The organism is Mesorhizobium kowhaii, assembly GCF_042431665.1.
GTDB classification, from domain to species: Bacteria; Pseudomonadota; Alphaproteobacteria; order Rhizobiales; family Rhizobiaceae; genus Mesorhizobium; species Mesorhizobium kowhaii.
Window position 1 is genome coordinate 888,734 of the sequence record NZ_JBHLYT010000053.1, and the last position, 13,648, is coordinate 902,381.

General features: G+C 62.5%; 14 protein-coding genes. 3 read left to right on the forward strand and 11 right to left on the reverse strand.

The window, feature by feature from the left end; genetic code table 11:
• Positions 1–29 precede the first annotated feature (29 nt).
• The 9 genes from ACFFNA_RS31500 to uxuA all read right to left on the reverse strand — a co-directional run bounded on the left by ACFFNA_RS31500 (position 30) and on the right by uxuA (position 10,050).
• Positions 30–194, reverse strand: coding sequence for a hypothetical protein (locus tag ACFFNA_RS31500; protein WP_378923684.1), 165 nt, complete (start codon positions 192–194; stop codon positions 30–32).
• 67 nt (positions 195–261) lie between these two features.
• Positions 262–1,248, reverse strand: a complete 987-nt coding sequence (locus ACFFNA_RS31505; RefSeq protein ID WP_378923685.1) for a methyltransferase — start codon at positions 1,246–1,248, stop codon at positions 262–264.
• Positions 1,249–1,308: 60 nt separating this feature from the next.
• Complete coding sequence (locus ACFFNA_RS31510) at positions 1,309–2,385, reverse strand: ABC transporter ATP-binding protein (protein ID WP_378923686.1); 1,077 nt, start codon at positions 2,383–2,385, stop codon at positions 1,309–1,311.
• A gap of 34 nt (positions 2,386–2,419) precedes the next feature.
• Complete coding sequence (locus ACFFNA_RS31515) at positions 2,420–4,528, reverse strand: ADP-ribosylglycohydrolase family protein (RefSeq protein ID WP_378923687.1); 2,109 nt, start codon at positions 4,526–4,528, stop codon at positions 2,420–2,422.
• 41 nt (positions 4,529–4,569) lie between these two features.
• Positions 4,570–5,403, reverse strand: a complete 834-nt coding sequence (locus ACFFNA_RS31520) for a carbohydrate ABC transporter permease (protein WP_378923688.1) — start codon at positions 5,401–5,403, stop codon at positions 4,570–4,572.
• Positions 5,400–6,245 carry a carbohydrate ABC transporter permease gene (locus ACFFNA_RS31525; protein ID WP_378923689.1) on the reverse strand — a complete coding sequence of 282 codons (846 nt, stop codon included), beginning with the start codon at positions 6,243–6,245 and terminating at the stop codon, positions 5,400–5,402. Before ACFFNA_RS31525 ends, ACFFNA_RS31520 begins: the two co-directional genes overlap by 4 nt.
• A gap of 87 nt (positions 6,246–6,332) precedes the next feature.
• Entirely contained in the window at positions 6,333–7,652 is a 1,320-nt protein-coding gene (locus ACFFNA_RS31530) for an ABC transporter substrate-binding protein (RefSeq protein ID WP_378923690.1), read from the reverse strand.
• Positions 7,653–7,684: 32 nt separating this feature from the next.
• Positions 7,685–8,692, reverse strand: coding sequence for a LacI family DNA-binding transcriptional regulator (locus ACFFNA_RS31535; RefSeq protein ID WP_378923691.1), 1,008 nt, complete (start codon positions 8,690–8,692; stop codon positions 7,685–7,687).
• A gap of 173 nt (positions 8,693–8,865) precedes the next feature.
• Positions 8,866–10,050, reverse strand: a complete 1,185-nt coding sequence (gene uxuA / locus ACFFNA_RS31540; protein ID WP_378923692.1) for a mannonate dehydratase — start codon at positions 10,048–10,050, stop codon at positions 8,866–8,868.
• Positions 10,051–10,149: 99 nt separating this feature from the next.
• On the opposite strand from uxuA, the gene ACFFNA_RS31545 reads away from it, so the two are divergent.
• From ACFFNA_RS31545 to ACFFNA_RS31555, 3 genes are all read left to right on the forward strand, one after another.
• Positions 10,150–10,935 (forward strand): SDR family NAD(P)-dependent oxidoreductase, encoded by a 786-nt coding sequence (locus ACFFNA_RS31545; protein ID WP_378923693.1) that lies wholly within the window; start codon positions 10,150–10,152, stop codon positions 10,933–10,935.
• 94 nt (positions 10,936–11,029) lie between these two features.
• Positions 11,030–11,251: a hypothetical protein gene (locus ACFFNA_RS31550; RefSeq protein ID WP_378923694.1), complete on the forward strand. Its 222-nt coding sequence runs from the start codon at positions 11,030–11,032 to the stop codon at positions 11,249–11,251.
• Between the two features lie 192 nt (positions 11,252–11,443).
• The gene (locus ACFFNA_RS31555) at positions 11,444–11,671 is read left to right on the forward strand and encodes a hypothetical protein (protein WP_378923695.1); all 228 of its coding nucleotides are present in this window, start codon (positions 11,444–11,446) and stop codon (positions 11,669–11,671) included.
• A gap of 75 nt (positions 11,672–11,746) precedes the next feature.
• Here the strand turns inward: ACFFNA_RS31555 and ACFFNA_RS31560 are convergent, their stop codons facing one another.
• Together ACFFNA_RS31560 and ACFFNA_RS31565 are read right to left on the reverse strand one after the other, a co-directional pair.
• Positions 11,747–13,009 (reverse strand): DUF763 domain-containing protein, encoded by a 1,263-nt coding sequence (locus ACFFNA_RS31560; RefSeq protein WP_378923696.1) that lies wholly within the window; start codon positions 13,007–13,009, stop codon positions 11,747–11,749.
• A gap of 50 nt (positions 13,010–13,059) precedes the next feature.
• Positions 13,060–13,302, reverse strand: a complete 243-nt coding sequence (locus ACFFNA_RS31565; RefSeq protein WP_378923697.1) for a hypothetical protein — start codon at positions 13,300–13,302, stop codon at positions 13,060–13,062.
• Positions 13,303–13,648 lie beyond the last annotated feature (346 nt).

Here is a 13,648-nt window from a genome sequence, read left to right on the forward strand (position 1 = left end):
ACAACACGAGAAGCCCGCCCGATCGCTGCTCACGTCTCCAGAGATCGGCCGGTCTCGGGGTCGAACAGGTTCAACTTGGCAACCTCGGGTTCGACAAAAAGCGTTTCCCAAGGACGGGCGCTGATCTTCTCGCGAAACATGGCGACCGCCGGTTCGCCACGGATCGTGAGATGAACCTGGGTCTCCGAGCCCATCGGCGGCCCGGATAGGGTCGGGGCGCCTCGGGGAGCCTTGCGTCCGAAACCAACCATTCAGCCACGATCAGCCCGTGAGGCGCGCACGAAACAACGTGCAGCCGTCCGTCAGGCGCGACCTGGAGATATCCCGGAATCCAGCCTCGGTCATCCACGCGCGATACTGACCTTCAGTGTACGATTCGCCGTGGCGATAGAGGTTCAAGAAGGTGAGATTCAGAAAGACACCCTCAGACGGGCCGAGGCGGTCGTCATCGACGACACCCCACCCCGCAATTGCGATCTCGCCTCCGGGTGTGAGGCAACGCGCCGCGTTCAGGATCGAACTGCGCGCTTGATCCGGCGGAAGGACCTGGACGACGGCCTTCAGGATCGCCAGATCGTGCCGACCTGTCGATGGCGCGACAGTTATGTCCCCCTCTTCGACAACCACGTCGTCGGCGCCGTATTCTGACAGGATATCTGGCGCGACCGCTGCGACCGTTGGGAGTTCCATCAGCGTCGCCGCAATCTGCGGCCGCCGCTCGCGAAGTCCGACGAGAATGGTCCCGGGGCCCCCGCCGATGTCGATCACCGAACCGATCGCCGAGAGGTCCATCTCCCGGGCCAGATGTCGGCCGAAAATCACCCCGCCCGGTGCGAGCATGCGGCTGAAGGCCGCCGCGGCCTCAGGCCCCGCTTCCGAAAAGTCGTGCAGCGCAGCCGGCCGGTTCTGTCGCAGCGACTCTGCGGTCAGCAGGTCGGCTCCCCAGAGCTCGCGCAGGAGCGCATGATCGCCGCCGCGATAGGTCGGCTTGGACGCGTCGAGGAAGGCCGACGCTTCGGCTCCGTTGCGAAATTGACCATCCTTGACTTCGAGGAGACCGATGCTGGCGAGCGCGTAGAGGAGCCGCGACAGACGATCGGGCTCGACTTTGAGCGCGGCCCCAAGGCTGTCAGCGGTCACCGCGCTGCCACCGAGCCGGGTGAAGATGCCAAGGTCCAGCCCGGCGCGAAGCGCCAAGGCGGGGGGCACCGCTGCGATCAGCTTGTCGATCCGATCAGAATCCACCATGTCACATCCCGTTCCGCGATCCAGGACCGACTTTGAAGCAGATCCGCTGACATCGTCAAATCAGCTTACCAGCGCTCGCCCGCTCTCCGCGTCGAACAGGTTCAACTTGGCAACCTCGGGTTCGACAAAAAGCGTTTCTCCAGGACGGGCGCTGATCCTCTCGCGAAACACGGCGACCGCCGGTTCGCCACCGATCGTCAGATGAACCTGGGTCTCCGAGCCCATCGGCTCGACCACGCCAACCAATGCCGCGATACCCTCGCCCGGCGCGCAGACACTCAAATGCTCTGGCCGGAACCCGTATTGGACCTTCTTTCCGTCCGCCACGCTGAAGGCTGAAGCGACCGGCAACAGTGTTCCGTCGCCTGCCCGCACCGCCGGCGTGCCGTTGTCGCGTGCGACCGTGCCGTTGATGATGTTCATCGACGGCGAACCGATGAAGGTGGCGACGAACAGATTGACCGGGTGGTCGTAAAGATCGAGCGGCGTGCCGATCTGCTCCACCCGGCCGTTGTTCAACACAACGATCTGGTCGGCCATCGTCATGGCTTCGACCTGATCGTGCGTGACATAGACGGTGGTGGTGCGCAGGCGTTGATGCAGCGCCTTGATCTCGGCGCGCATTGCCACGCGCAATTTGGCGTCCAGGTTCGACAGCGGTTCGTCAAACAGGAAGACCTGTGGGTTGCGCACGATCGAGCGCCCCATGGCGACGCGCTGCCGCTGGCCGCCCGACAGCTGGCGCGGATAGCGATCGAGCAGCGGCGTCAGGCCGAGGATCTCCGCGGCCTTTGCCACCCGCTCGGCCTTTTCAGCCTTCGGCGCCTTGGCAAGCGTCATCGAGAACGCCATGTTTTCGGCGACCGTCATATGCGGATAGAGCGCATAATTCTGGAACACCATGGAGATGTCACGTTGCTTCGGCGGCAGGTCGTTGACCACCCTGTCACCAATGCTGATCGTTCCGCCCGAAATGTCCTCCAGTCCTGCGATCATGCGCAGCAGCGTGGACTTGCCGCAGCCCGACGGACCAACCAGCACGACAAACTGACCGTCCGGAATCTTGACCGAGACGCCGTGGAGCACTGCGTGCCCGGCGTAGGATTTGAGGACGTTGGCGATTTCGACTGAAGCCATCGGGATCTTTCCTGAGATTGTCGATGCGAGACGTTCAGGTCCCGCTCACATTCACCTTGTCGGTGGACAGAGCACCTTCCGCGATCAGCAGTCCGATGCCGCCATTGGTGAACGCCTCCGCGCTGGTGTCCTGCGCCTCAAGCACCACACCGCCGAAAAGCGCGCTGATGCGACTGCCCTTGACGGTCAGCGTCACCGGGATGGTCTTTTCGAAGACGAGATCGAAATTGGTCTCCGCCAGAACGAGCGTGTCGGCGTCCCTTGTGCGGACGATCTGCAGCTTGCCATCGCGGGTGGCGCGCACGGCGTAGTAGCGCCGCAGTCCCTGGACCCGCGCGCACACGCCACCGTAATTGCCAAGGTGAATGACGATATCGCTCGAGAGCTTGTAGTCGGTCCACTGTCGCGTGCCGTGAATGACGATACCCTCGTCGCGGCTTTGCGAAATGCGGAAGCTCGGTGGATAGCGTTTGGAGAAGAAGCTGACGCCATTGACCCAGGCCATGCGCCAGAAATCGCAGTCGCCGGCGGGGCGATGCAGCGTGAGTTCCGGCGCGCCGTCCCAGCGCAGATAGTCTAGCAGCACACGGCCGTCGGCGCGCTTGCCGATGCTGGTCAGCACGATGCCGATCTCGGCGATCGGCTGGCCGTCCAGATCCGGCAGGCGCCACGAAAGCACGCGGTCCTCGCCTGCATTCAAGGTGACGGCATCGCCGTCAATGTCGCGCAGACGATCATCGCCATCATAGGCACGGATGCGCAACTGGGCGGACACCGCGCCCTTGTTGTGACGATCGGCGACGAGGCGTGCCTTGACCACTTGCCCCGGATAGACCAGCGGCGTCGCCATCAGATCGTAGGTGCGCATCGACAGCACCTCGCGCGGCGAGAAGGTCGGCGTCGTGACCGCGGCACTCTGGCCCGGCCCCAGCGCCCCGTAGTTCACGGTCAGCGCCCGGGCGTTTTCGAATTCGACATTGCCGATGCGAACGCCGCTGGCGGAGCCGTGCCCCTCCACCGGCCGGAAGCCTTGCTGGCTGCCTGACAGCGAGAAGTGAAACTGCGCACCGCCCTTCGGCGCATCGAGCGGATTTCCGCCGGCGAGCGCCATGCCGAGGTTGGCGATGTAGTAAGCGGTGCGCACTGCGTCGTTGATCGAGTTGCCGCCGTCGGCCGACGAGATCAGCAGGCGGTCGGCGATCGGTCCGCGCCAGTCTGGGCCGGCCTCGATCCCGTCGAGGCCGAGCATCAGGGCGAGCAGGCAGCCGACATTGCCGGCGTTGCAATCAGTGTCCCAGCCGGAGGTGTTGACGATCATCTGCGCCTTCTGGAAATCGTCGGGCGCATAGAGCACGGCCATCACCATCAAGGCGTGGTTCGGCACGACATGGCAGTTGCCGGGATATTTGTCGTAGCCGTATTTGTCCTCGATCTTCTGGCGTGTGTCGTGCCAGTCGGGATGTTCTTTCACCCAGCCGCGGATGTCGGCAATGAGTTTTGCGATCAGGCTGTCGCGCGGGATGAGCGACAGGCCGGTATCGATGAGGTGGTCGATGTCATCTGACACGAAGGCTTCGGCCTCCATTGCCGCCCACAGCATGGCCGCATGGACGGATTCTCCGTCATGCGAAACCTTGCCGGCCTGCTCGGCAAGCTTCGCCGCCAGCTCCGGCTGGCCCGGCGCCACCATCGCCCAGCCATCGATGAATATCTGCGCGCCGATCTGCTCGGCGACGGTCAGGCCGTTGGTGGCGGTGGAGCCCGAATGCGGCGCCGGAATGCCCTTCTTGAGATTGAGCCACGCCGTGTGCTCGGTCGAATTGCCTGAGCCGCCCCACCACAGGATAGAGCGCTCCTCAACGATGTAGTTGAGCCAGGCCTTGCCGATCGCCTCGGCCGGCAAGTCAGGCGAGATGCCGTAGTCCTCGAGCGCGCGGATGAAGGTGAAGGTGCCGGCGACATCGTCGTCGGTCACCACCAGCGGCTGGTTCAGGCGCTCATGCACGTAATAGTCGATCGGCCCGAGCTCCTTCATGATCTTCTGGTAAGTCCAACCCTCGAACGGCCGGCCGAGATAGACACCGACCAGCTTGCCAAGCACGCCGGCATAGACCCGTTCCAGATAGTCGTTTGGAATCTGCATGTTCTGCTCCAGATAATCGAAAAATTTCAGCCCGAAAAAGGTCAACCCTTGACCGAGCCGCCCGCCATGCCTTCGATGAACCGCTTCTGCATGGCGACGAACAGCACCACCACCGGCACCACGATGATCAGCGCGGCGGCCATGATCTCACCCCAGTCGGAACTGTACTGCCCGCTGAGCAGGTAGAAGCCGATCACGGCAGTGACCTTGTCCGCCTTCTGCAGGAACGTCGCCGCGATCAGGAATTCGTTCCAGGAATTAAGCCCGATGATCAGCGCGACCGTCAGGATGCCCGGCGAGACGATGGGCAGCATGACCTTGGAAAACACCTGCCAGTGCGTGGCGCCATCGATCAGCGCGGCTTCCTCGAGTTCCTTCGGCACGGCGATGAAATACGTCCTCAACAGCATCACCGCAAAAGGGCTGTAGAGGGCGGTGTAGATCAGCGCGACGCCGAAGACATTGTTGATCAGCCCGAGTTTGGCGAAGCCGAAATAGAGCGGGAAGATATAAAGCTGGATCGGCGCCGTGGTCGTCGCCAGCAGATAGAACGTCCAGATTTTCCACGATGCGATTTTCCTGCGCGCCAGCACGTAGGCTGACAGCGAGGACGTCGAGCAGACGAGAACAATCGTCGTGCCTGAAAGCAGCAGCGAATTGACAAAGGTTTTCGAAAACTTGGCGTGGTTCCAGGCGTTGACGAAATTCTCCCAACGAATGGGGTTTGGCAGCGCCAGCGGGCTCTGCACGATCAGGGCCGCAGGCTTCAGCGAATTGAGCACCAGCAACGCGATCGGAAACAGCGCGATGAACGCACCGATGCCGAGCACGATGTAGGAGATCGTCAGCGTGGCCCGGCTTTCGACCATTCTCATTGCTCGCCCTCCTGCGTCTGCAGACGCACATAGAAGAACGTGCCGACGAGGCCAAACAGGCTGATGACCAGCGCCGCAGCGGCCGCCTGACCGACATTGAGGTCGTAGAAGGCGTGCCGGTAGGCAAGAGTCGACAGCACCTCGCTCGAAAACGCCGGTCCGCCCTGGGTCAGGATGTAGACGAAGTCGAAGGCAAGGAAGCTCCAGATCACCGTCATGATCATCATCAGCATGATGGTCGGCCGGATCGCGGGCAGCAGCACGTAGCGCATCATCTGCCCGTAATTGGCGCCCTCGATGCGCGCCGCTTCGATGTGTTCCTGCGGCACCTGCCGCAGTGCCGCAAAGAAAATCACGCAGAGAAAACCCCACCAATGCCAGAGGTCGACCGTCGCGACCCCGAACAGCGCGGTGGATGGCTGCGCCAGCGGATTGGCCAGCGGCAATCCCATGCGCGACAGCAGGCCGAAGAGCCCGGTGACCGGGCTGTAGATCATGCCTTGCCAGACCCGCGCCGTGATCACGGTGGCGATGACGACGGGCAGGAAATAGACGACCTGGAAGAAATTGCTGCCGCGCCTGACGATCAGCAGCATCGAGGCTGCAAGCAGGCCCATGGCGATGGGTACGACGAGGAAGATGCAGGTCCAGATAATGTTGTTGGTCAACGCCGACCAGAAGACGCCGTCGGCAAACAGCGCCCGGAAATTGTCCAGTCCTGAGAAGGTCGGCGTCGAAATGCCGTCCCAGTTGCAGAACGCCAGGGCGACCGTCAGCAATGCCGGAACGAGGACAATGACAAAATTGATGATCAGCGTCGGGACGAGATAGAGCCGGTGCATGGACGACTGCCCTAAGGGTTGGGAGGGCGCCGGTTTGGCGCCGCTCCGTCGCTGCGTTCAGATGGTACGCGGGTTGCCTATACCTGGCTAAACCCGCTTCGGAATCGCCGGCACCTTCCCGGCGTCCTCTTCCTGCTTGAACGTGTCGTCGAGTTTCTTGAGGTAGTCCTTCGAGGTGAGCTTCTTCAGCCAGACTTCCTCCATGCCGCTGACGAGATAGGTGTCGGTGGCCGGCGGCAGGAAGGTCCACGTCGTATAGCCGTACTGGCCGGCGCCGACGGCCGTCGACAGGTTCTTCATCGCCTCGGTGTAGAGCGGCAGCACCTTGTCGGAGAGTTTCACCGCCGACAGATCCTTCAGAGGCAGGTTCCACTCGCCCTGCCACACCGAGTTCATGGCGCTGTAGAACTTGTCCGAGAACATATAGTCGAGCACCGCCGCCGCACCGTCGGCATTCTCGGATTTCGCGTTGATCGAGAGTGTCGAGCCGATGCCGAGCGCATAAACCGGCGGGCCACTGGTGCTCGGAAACCCAACGAATGCCGCCTCGGCGTTGTTGGTCGGAAAATAGGTCGGGATGTTGGTGAAGCTCCAGGTGCCGGAGGGCGCCATGCCGGCCTGGCCCGTCGCCACCTGAGCGAATGCCTGCTCGAGCGTCAGTGAGAAATAGTTCGGGCCGAAATAGCCCTTCTGCCACCACTCATCGAGCTTATCGATGGCTGCCAGGATGGAAGGATCCGTCCACGGAATAGCGCCGGTCAGCGCCTTGTAGACATTCTCGGGGCCGGCCACCGAATTGAGCACGATCGAGACATGATGCTCGTTGGCAGGCCGCCAGTCGGCGTTGCCGGAGCCGAACGGGACCAGGCCCTTGCCTTTCATCTCATCGGCAAGCGCCTCAAGCTCGGCGATGGTGGTTGGCGCCTTCCAGCCGTTCTTGTCGAACAGCGTCTTGTTGTAGAACAGGCCGAGCGTCTCATAGGTCTTGGCCAGCGCATAGAGCTTGCCTTCATACTTGCCCAATTCCATGAACAGCGGCAACAGCCGGTCGTTCCAGCCGAGCTTTGCGGCATAGTCGTCGAGTGGCAGCAACTGCCCCGCTTGCGCCATCGAAGCGACATAGCTCGGACCGGCGGTAAAGACGACATCGGGGCCACTGCCCGAGAGCATGGCGATGCGCAATTGCTTGTCGAGATCGGAGCCGCGGAAGTCGATCGAAAGATCGTCTTGCGGATACGCCGCGTTGAACGGGTCGACCAGCAGGGTCTTGAGCTCGTCCTGGTTTTCCGGCGAGGCGGATTCGTACCAGAAGCCGACCGGCTTCTTGTCGTCGGCAAAGGCGAAGCGTGGGAGCAACGGCAGGGCGGCGAGGCCGAGGCCGGTCTTGAGCAGTGTACGGCGTTGCATGTTTTCTCCTCCGATGTTTCTCGTTTCTTGTTTCAGGTTGAGCCGCGTTGGATCAGGCTGAAGGGCATTTCGAGCGCGGTGCCCGCGCCGGGCTTGGAGCCGCGCAGCCTTTCCATCAGGATCTGTGCTGCCTTGACCCCGATGTCGCCCTGGAACTGGGCGACGGTGGTCAGCGACGGCGTGACCAGCCGTGCGGCCGAAATGTCATCGAAGCCGGCGACGGCGATCTCGCCGGGAATGGCGATGCCGCGATCCCGCAGCGCCTGCATCACCCCTATGGCCATGAGGTCATTGGCGGCGAAGATCGCCGTCGGTGCGTAGCCGCTGGCCAGCACCGTCTCCGTGGCCCGGGCGCCGCCGGTCTCGCTGAATTCCTCGTCGATAACCAGATATGGCGTGCCGCCGGCCTCGGTGAGCGCAGTACGGTAGCCCTCGACCCTAACGCCCTGAGGGCCACCCCGACCGGCGACCATGGCGATGCGGTGATGGCCGCGGCCAATGAGAAACTGCGTGACCGCAAGGGCGGCGGCGTAACTGTCGATGAAGATATCGTCGATGGCGATGTCGCCACCGCGTTTCTTGCTCGATTCGATGCGTACCACCGGCACGCCGGCATCGACCAGCGGCTTGAAGTCCCCGGCGCGCAGCGTGAAGAACACGCCGATCACACCGTCGACCCGTCCTTGCCGGGACCAGTCGAGAAAATGCTGCTCGCGCTCGGCGGAGCCGTCGGTGCTGACCGCGATCACGTCGTAGCCGAGTTTCTCGGCCACGGACTGGATGCCGCGCATCAACGCCGGATAGAAAGGGTTGGTGATGTCGGGCACGACACAGGCGATCGTCATCGTCCGATTGGTCTTCAGCGCTTGCGCGAAGCGATTTGGCATGTAGCCAAGCTGCGCCGCCGCGTTGGTTATCCGCTCCCAGGTCTCGGACGATATGGCCGGTGAGCCGCCGCCGCTCATCACCATGGAAACGCTCGCTTGCGACACGCCAGCCAGTCGCGCAACGTCTTTCTGTGTGGCTCGACCGGTCCTCAAGGCGATTTCCTTATACGTATCATTAATACGTATAAGGAAGATTCAAGGGCATTGAGTCAAGAGGTCTTTTCAATTTTTGGAGCGGCCGATCCACAGAGCCAGATTGCCGGCCCAAGGCTTTGGACCGACAGAGCGCTTGGTCACGCATGCGATCGCGCGATCGCTTGAGGGCTTCAAGCCAGCCCGAACTTCTCCACGGCGCGCATGATGCCGCGCAGTTCGGCGAGGCCTTTCAGCCGGCCGATCAGCGAGTAGCCGGGATTGATCCTGGTCTTGCCGATATCGTCGGCGAGCAGATGGCCGTGATCGGGGCGCATCGGAATGCGCCAGTCGGCACGGCCTTCCCTGCCGCGGCGTGCCTCCTCCTGCATCAGGGCGAGGATGACATGCGCCATGTCGGTGCCGCCCTCGAGATGCTCGGCTTCGTAGAACGAGCCGTCCTCCTCGATGGTGATGTTGCGCAGATGGGCGAAATGGATGCGGTCGGCGAATTCCTTGACCATGGCGACAATGTCATTGTCGGCGCGTGTCCCGTAGGAGCCCGTGCAGAAGGTCAGGCCATTGGCCGGACTGTCAACGGCGTTGAGGATAAAGCGCGCATCCTCGGCGGTCGATACTATGCGTGGCAGGCCATAGAGCGAGAAGGGCGGATCATCAGGATGGATGCACATGCGCACCCCCTCCTGCTCGGCCACCGGAATGATCTCGCGCAGGAACCAGGCCAAGTTGTCACGCAATTCCTTCGGCCCGATCGAATCGTAGTCCGCCAAGGCCTCGCGAAAACTGTCCCGGTCGTAGCTGCGCTCGGTCGCCGGCAGGCCGGCGATCAGGTTGCGCTCGATCCTGTCGATCTTCTCGTCGCTCAATTCCCTCAGTCGCGATTGCGCCTCGGCAATGCGGGCGGCACTGTAGCCGGCTTCGGCATTCCGGCGCTTCAGCACGAACAGGTCGTAGGCCGCGAAATCGATCGCATCGAAACGCAGGGCATAACCGGTCGTCGGCAGGCGGTAGGCCAGATCCGTGCGGGTCCAGTCGACCACGGGCATGAAATTGTAGCAGACCGTCGCGATGCCGGCCCTGGCAAGCGCGCGGATCGTGTCCTTGTACCAGCCGACATAGCGGAGCCTTTCCGCCGTGCCGATCTTGATCGAGTTGTGGACGGGAATGCTCTCGACGACCGACCAGGTCAGCCCTGCCGCTTCGATGATCCGCTTGCGCTCCAGAATGTTCTCGAGCGGCCAGGCGCGCCCGTCATAGATGTCGTGCAGGGCCGATACGATGCCCGTCGCGCCTGCCTGCCTGACATGATCGAGAGTCACCGGGTCGTCCGGTCCATACCAGCGCCAGCACTGTTCCATTGCCGCCTTCCTTCTGCGAGAGGACGGCAACCTATTGTTGGACGGCAATGAGTGTCAAACTAAGAGCCACCTTCGACAGCCAATGATGGAGTTCCCCCAATGAAGGATTTCGACGGCAAGGTCGCATTGGTGACCGGCACGACCGGGATTGGCCTCGCAACCGCCAGACGCCTTGCGGCAGGTGGTGCCGCCATCATCGCCTGCGGTATCGATCGCCCGGCCAACGCGGCGATGAAAGCGGAACTGGAAAGCTCCGGCGCCGGAGCGCTGGTCATAGACGCTGACGTCTCCGTGCCGGATCAGGTACGCGATGCCGTCGCCGCCGGTGTCGAACGGTTCGGCGGCCTCGATATCATCGTCAATTCGGCGGCGGTCCATCCATACGGAACCGCTGTCAGCACCGACTTCGAGACCTGGAACAGGGCGATGTCGGTCAATGTCGGCTCGATCTATCTGACCGCGCATTTCGGTATTCCGGAAATGATCCGGCGGGGTGGCGGCGCCATCGTCAACGTGGCCTCGGTACAGGGTCACGCTTGCCAGCAGAATGTCGCCGCCTATGCGACGACCAAGGGGGCGATCCATACGCTGACGCGCTCGCTGGCGCTCGACTACGCGCGCTCCGGTATCCGCGTCAATTCGGTCAGCCCGGGCTCGGTCCGCACCCCGATCCTGGAAAAGGCGGCACGCGGCGAGAACGGGACGGATGCCGATGTCGAGGCCGCCTACAAGCGCTTCGGCGAGGCGCACCCCATCGGGCGCATCGGCGAGCCGGAGGAGGTGGCGGAACTCATCGCCTTCCTGTGCTCGGCGAAAGCCGGGTTCTGCACCGGCGCGGACTACAAGATCGACGGCGGCCTGACCGCCGGCATCGGCGTGAAGTAGCATCTCCGACGCGACAGACTACGGCGCGGCCAACACCAAGTGGTTCGGAGATTTCTTCAAGGCTGCCTGCGGCGAGATCGTTTCCTCGGATGCCGTGGCCGTCGGCACGACCGATTTCCGTGCCATGCTGACCACGGCGAAGGCAGCGTCCCCCGACGCAGTCTATTTCGGTGGCGTCGTCCTGGTGCGCGGCGTTGAACTCGTGTCCTTCATCGCCGGGCTCGCAAATTCTTGGCGGAGCGCCCAGACCATGAATGATGAGGCCGGCCACCGCGCACGCCGACTAAAGTCAATTTTTGGTTTTGAACAGATTTAGCTCGGCATCTAGGCGCCTCGACCAACCGCTCTATTTCCTCATTGTCGCATTGATCAACGATGGAGATTGGCATGGATCGGCGATTATTTCTGACTGGACTGTTGGGATTGGCGGGCGCTGCGGCCGTGGTCACCGTAGCTCGCCCCGGTAGAGCAGTGGCTGGCATCCCTAGTACGGGGAACGGCATTCTCGATGAGCTGGACAAGCCGGCAGATGAACTTCTGGAGCCGGGTCCCGATATCCAGAATGGCGTCGAACCCGTGCAGTACTATCGATGGAGGCGGCGGCGTGGATGGCGGCGTGGATGGAGGCGGCGGCGTGGATGGCGAGTGGTTTGCCGTCGCTATTGGCGTCGAGGCCGCTGGCATCGGAGATGTTTCCGCCAATCCTACTGGATCCGCTTCTATTGAAATCCCGTAAACGCGAAGGCTCCGGCATCTTGTTGGAGCCTTCGCAAAGAATTTCAAAGCCGAGGGATAGGGCCTTCGGTTCAGTTCATTCCTTGGTGCCGGCTCTAACCGGCTGCGCTTGCGGCGGTGGCTCCCATCCAAAAACACTGCGTCCGCCCAGCATGTGCGACTGATCGAACTCCCCTGCCACGATTTCCTTCAGGCTGGGACCGGTGACATAGCGCTCGACCTGGCGTGACTGGTCGTCCAGCCGTCTCAATGCATCGATTTCCTCGGTGCGGCCGAGCTTCGCCTTGTGAACGGCCGATTTCAGCACGCCGATCGTCTCGTCATAGACTTTCAGCGGCACGGGGAACGGGTGTCTGTCCTTGCCGCCATGCGCCAGCGAGAACCGGCCGGGATCCGAGAATCGGCATGGCGCTCCATGCATGACCTCGGCCACCATCGCCAGTGCACGCACGGTGCGGGCACCGACGCCGGGCACCATGAGCAGCTCCGGGAAATCGGCAGGGCCGCGTTCGACGGCGGCAGCGATATTGCCGTGCAGGCGGCGCATGACGACGTCGCTTTCGCGGACGTCGTGATGGGCTGGCATGATCAGATGCGGCAGCAGGGGCTGCGCGGGAGCGGGTGGCGAGCCAGGCTCCAACAAGGCAAACTCTTTTACGATGCGATCGGGTCCCAGATCCCGCAGCAGCTCCAACTGGCCGTGACGCGAAGCATCGGCGCGCCGGTCGGTCAGATTGACGATCTCGCCCTGATTGGCGCCTTCGATCGCGGCATGCGGCTGGTCGACAAAGCTCGTCAGCCCCTCGGACAGCCAGTGGTAGCGACGCGCAACCATGCTGTCGCCATTCATGCCTTGTTGCACCACGACCCAGTCGCCATCGTCGGTGACTATAAAGCCATGAAGGTACAGATCGAAGCCGTCCTGGACGGCGGCGCTATCGACCTTGGCGACCAGCCGACTGGCGTTGGCCAGGCCGGTCCCGTCGAACCCGACACGCTCGCCGATCAATGCCAGTTCGTGCGGGGTCTTGCGCGAGTGCGCGCCACGCCCGCCGCAGACATGAATACCGAGTTCGCCGGAGAGTGGTGACAGGCCACGTTTCAGGGCGCCGACAACGCTTGTCGTGATGCCGGAGGAATGCCAGTCCATTCCCATGACCGCGCCGAAAGACTGGAACCAGAACGGGTGTGCCAGGCGGCGCAGCAATTCGGTTCGACCATAGTGATGGATGATCGCCTCGCACATCACCGCGCCAAGGCGCGTCATGCGATCACCGAGCCATTTGGGCACGCGACCGCCATGCAGTGGGAGATCAGCACTTCCCGATCGTTGCGCCAAATTGTGCGGCCCGTGTTGCTCGTTGGGTAGAGATAGGTGTTGCGAACCTGTCAGGGAAGCCTGCTGTCGCCCTTGGCCTGGCGGACGTCAAGCAACAGCGAGAGATGCCTAGCTGCGGCGCTTTCGATGATGAGCTCTTCCAATTGATGGTCGGACAAACTTGTACCGGCTCGCTTGCGAACCTCGTCAATGCTGCCGCGAATGGATATCGGGACGGAATGTGCCTGATCGTCAAGGTAGGCGCCGATCGCCAGCACCGCATCGGCATCGACGTTGCGTGGCAATGGCCGCATCGAGCTTCCTCCCCGGCTTAGTTTCCTTGAAGGCAAGCTCAGAGTCGAGATCGATGTCGTGGATGTACGATTTTGTACATTGGTCGCGTCTCATTGTGTTGAACGGCAAGCAACCGCCGAAACCGAAAGAGAACGTCATCAACCTGGCCGAGGTGCTGAAAAGAGCCTCAAACAGGAAGGGTTGGGGACGCCTGAAAAGAGCGCCTCGCCGAAACGCAAGACCGCTTAGCACCTGTCGTCCCTGGCGCGCCAACCGCCCCTACATCTGATCGAAGTGGGGATTGGAAACCCGCGCCAGGCTCAAGGCGGGCTCCGGGGCGAATGCGGCCACCGCGATATCCTTCGG

What these genes read in the sequence shown, in the direction of transcription:
- ACFFNA_RS31500 (WP_378923684.1), bottom strand. Translation starts at nt 194, where the DNA reads ATGGGCTCGGAGACCCAGGTTCATCTCACGATCCGTGGCGAACCGGCG.
- ACFFNA_RS31545 (WP_378923693.1), top strand. Translation starts at nt 10,150, where the DNA reads ATGAAGGATTTCGACGGCAAGGTCGCATTGGTGACCGGCACGACCGGG.
- ACFFNA_RS31530 (WP_378923690.1), bottom strand. Translation starts at nt 7,652, where the DNA reads ATGCAACGCCGTACACTGCTCAAGACCGGCCTCGGCCTCGCCGCCCTG.
- ACFFNA_RS31520 (WP_378923688.1), bottom strand. Translation starts at nt 5,403, where the DNA reads ATGAGAATGGTCGAAAGCCGGGCCACGCTGACGATCTCCTACATCGTG.
- ACFFNA_RS31505 (WP_378923685.1), bottom strand. Translation starts at nt 1,248, where the DNA reads ATGGTGGATTCTGATCGGATCGACAAGCTGATCGCAGCGGTGCCCCCC.
- ACFFNA_RS31515 (WP_378923687.1), bottom strand. Translation starts at nt 4,528, where the DNA reads ATGCAGATTCCAAACGACTATCTGGAACGGGTCTATGCCGGCGTGCTT.
- ACFFNA_RS31510 (WP_378923686.1), bottom strand. Translation starts at nt 2,385, where the DNA reads ATGGCTTCAGTCGAAATCGCCAACGTCCTCAAATCCTACGCCGGGCAC.
- uxuA (WP_378923692.1), bottom strand. Translation starts at nt 10,050, where the DNA reads ATGGAACAGTGCTGGCGCTGGTATGGACCGGACGACCCGGTGACTCTC.
- ACFFNA_RS31565 (WP_378923697.1), bottom strand. Translation starts at nt 13,302, where the DNA reads ATGCGGCCATTGCCACGCAACGTCGATGCCGATGCGGTGCTGGCGATC.
- ACFFNA_RS31555 (WP_378923695.1), top strand. Translation starts at nt 11,444, where the DNA reads ATGAGCTGGACAAGCCGGCAGATGAACTTCTGGAGCCGGGTCCCGATA.
- ACFFNA_RS31525 (WP_378923689.1), bottom strand. Translation starts at nt 6,245, where the DNA reads ATGCACCGGCTCTATCTCGTCCCGACGCTGATCATCAATTTTGTCATT.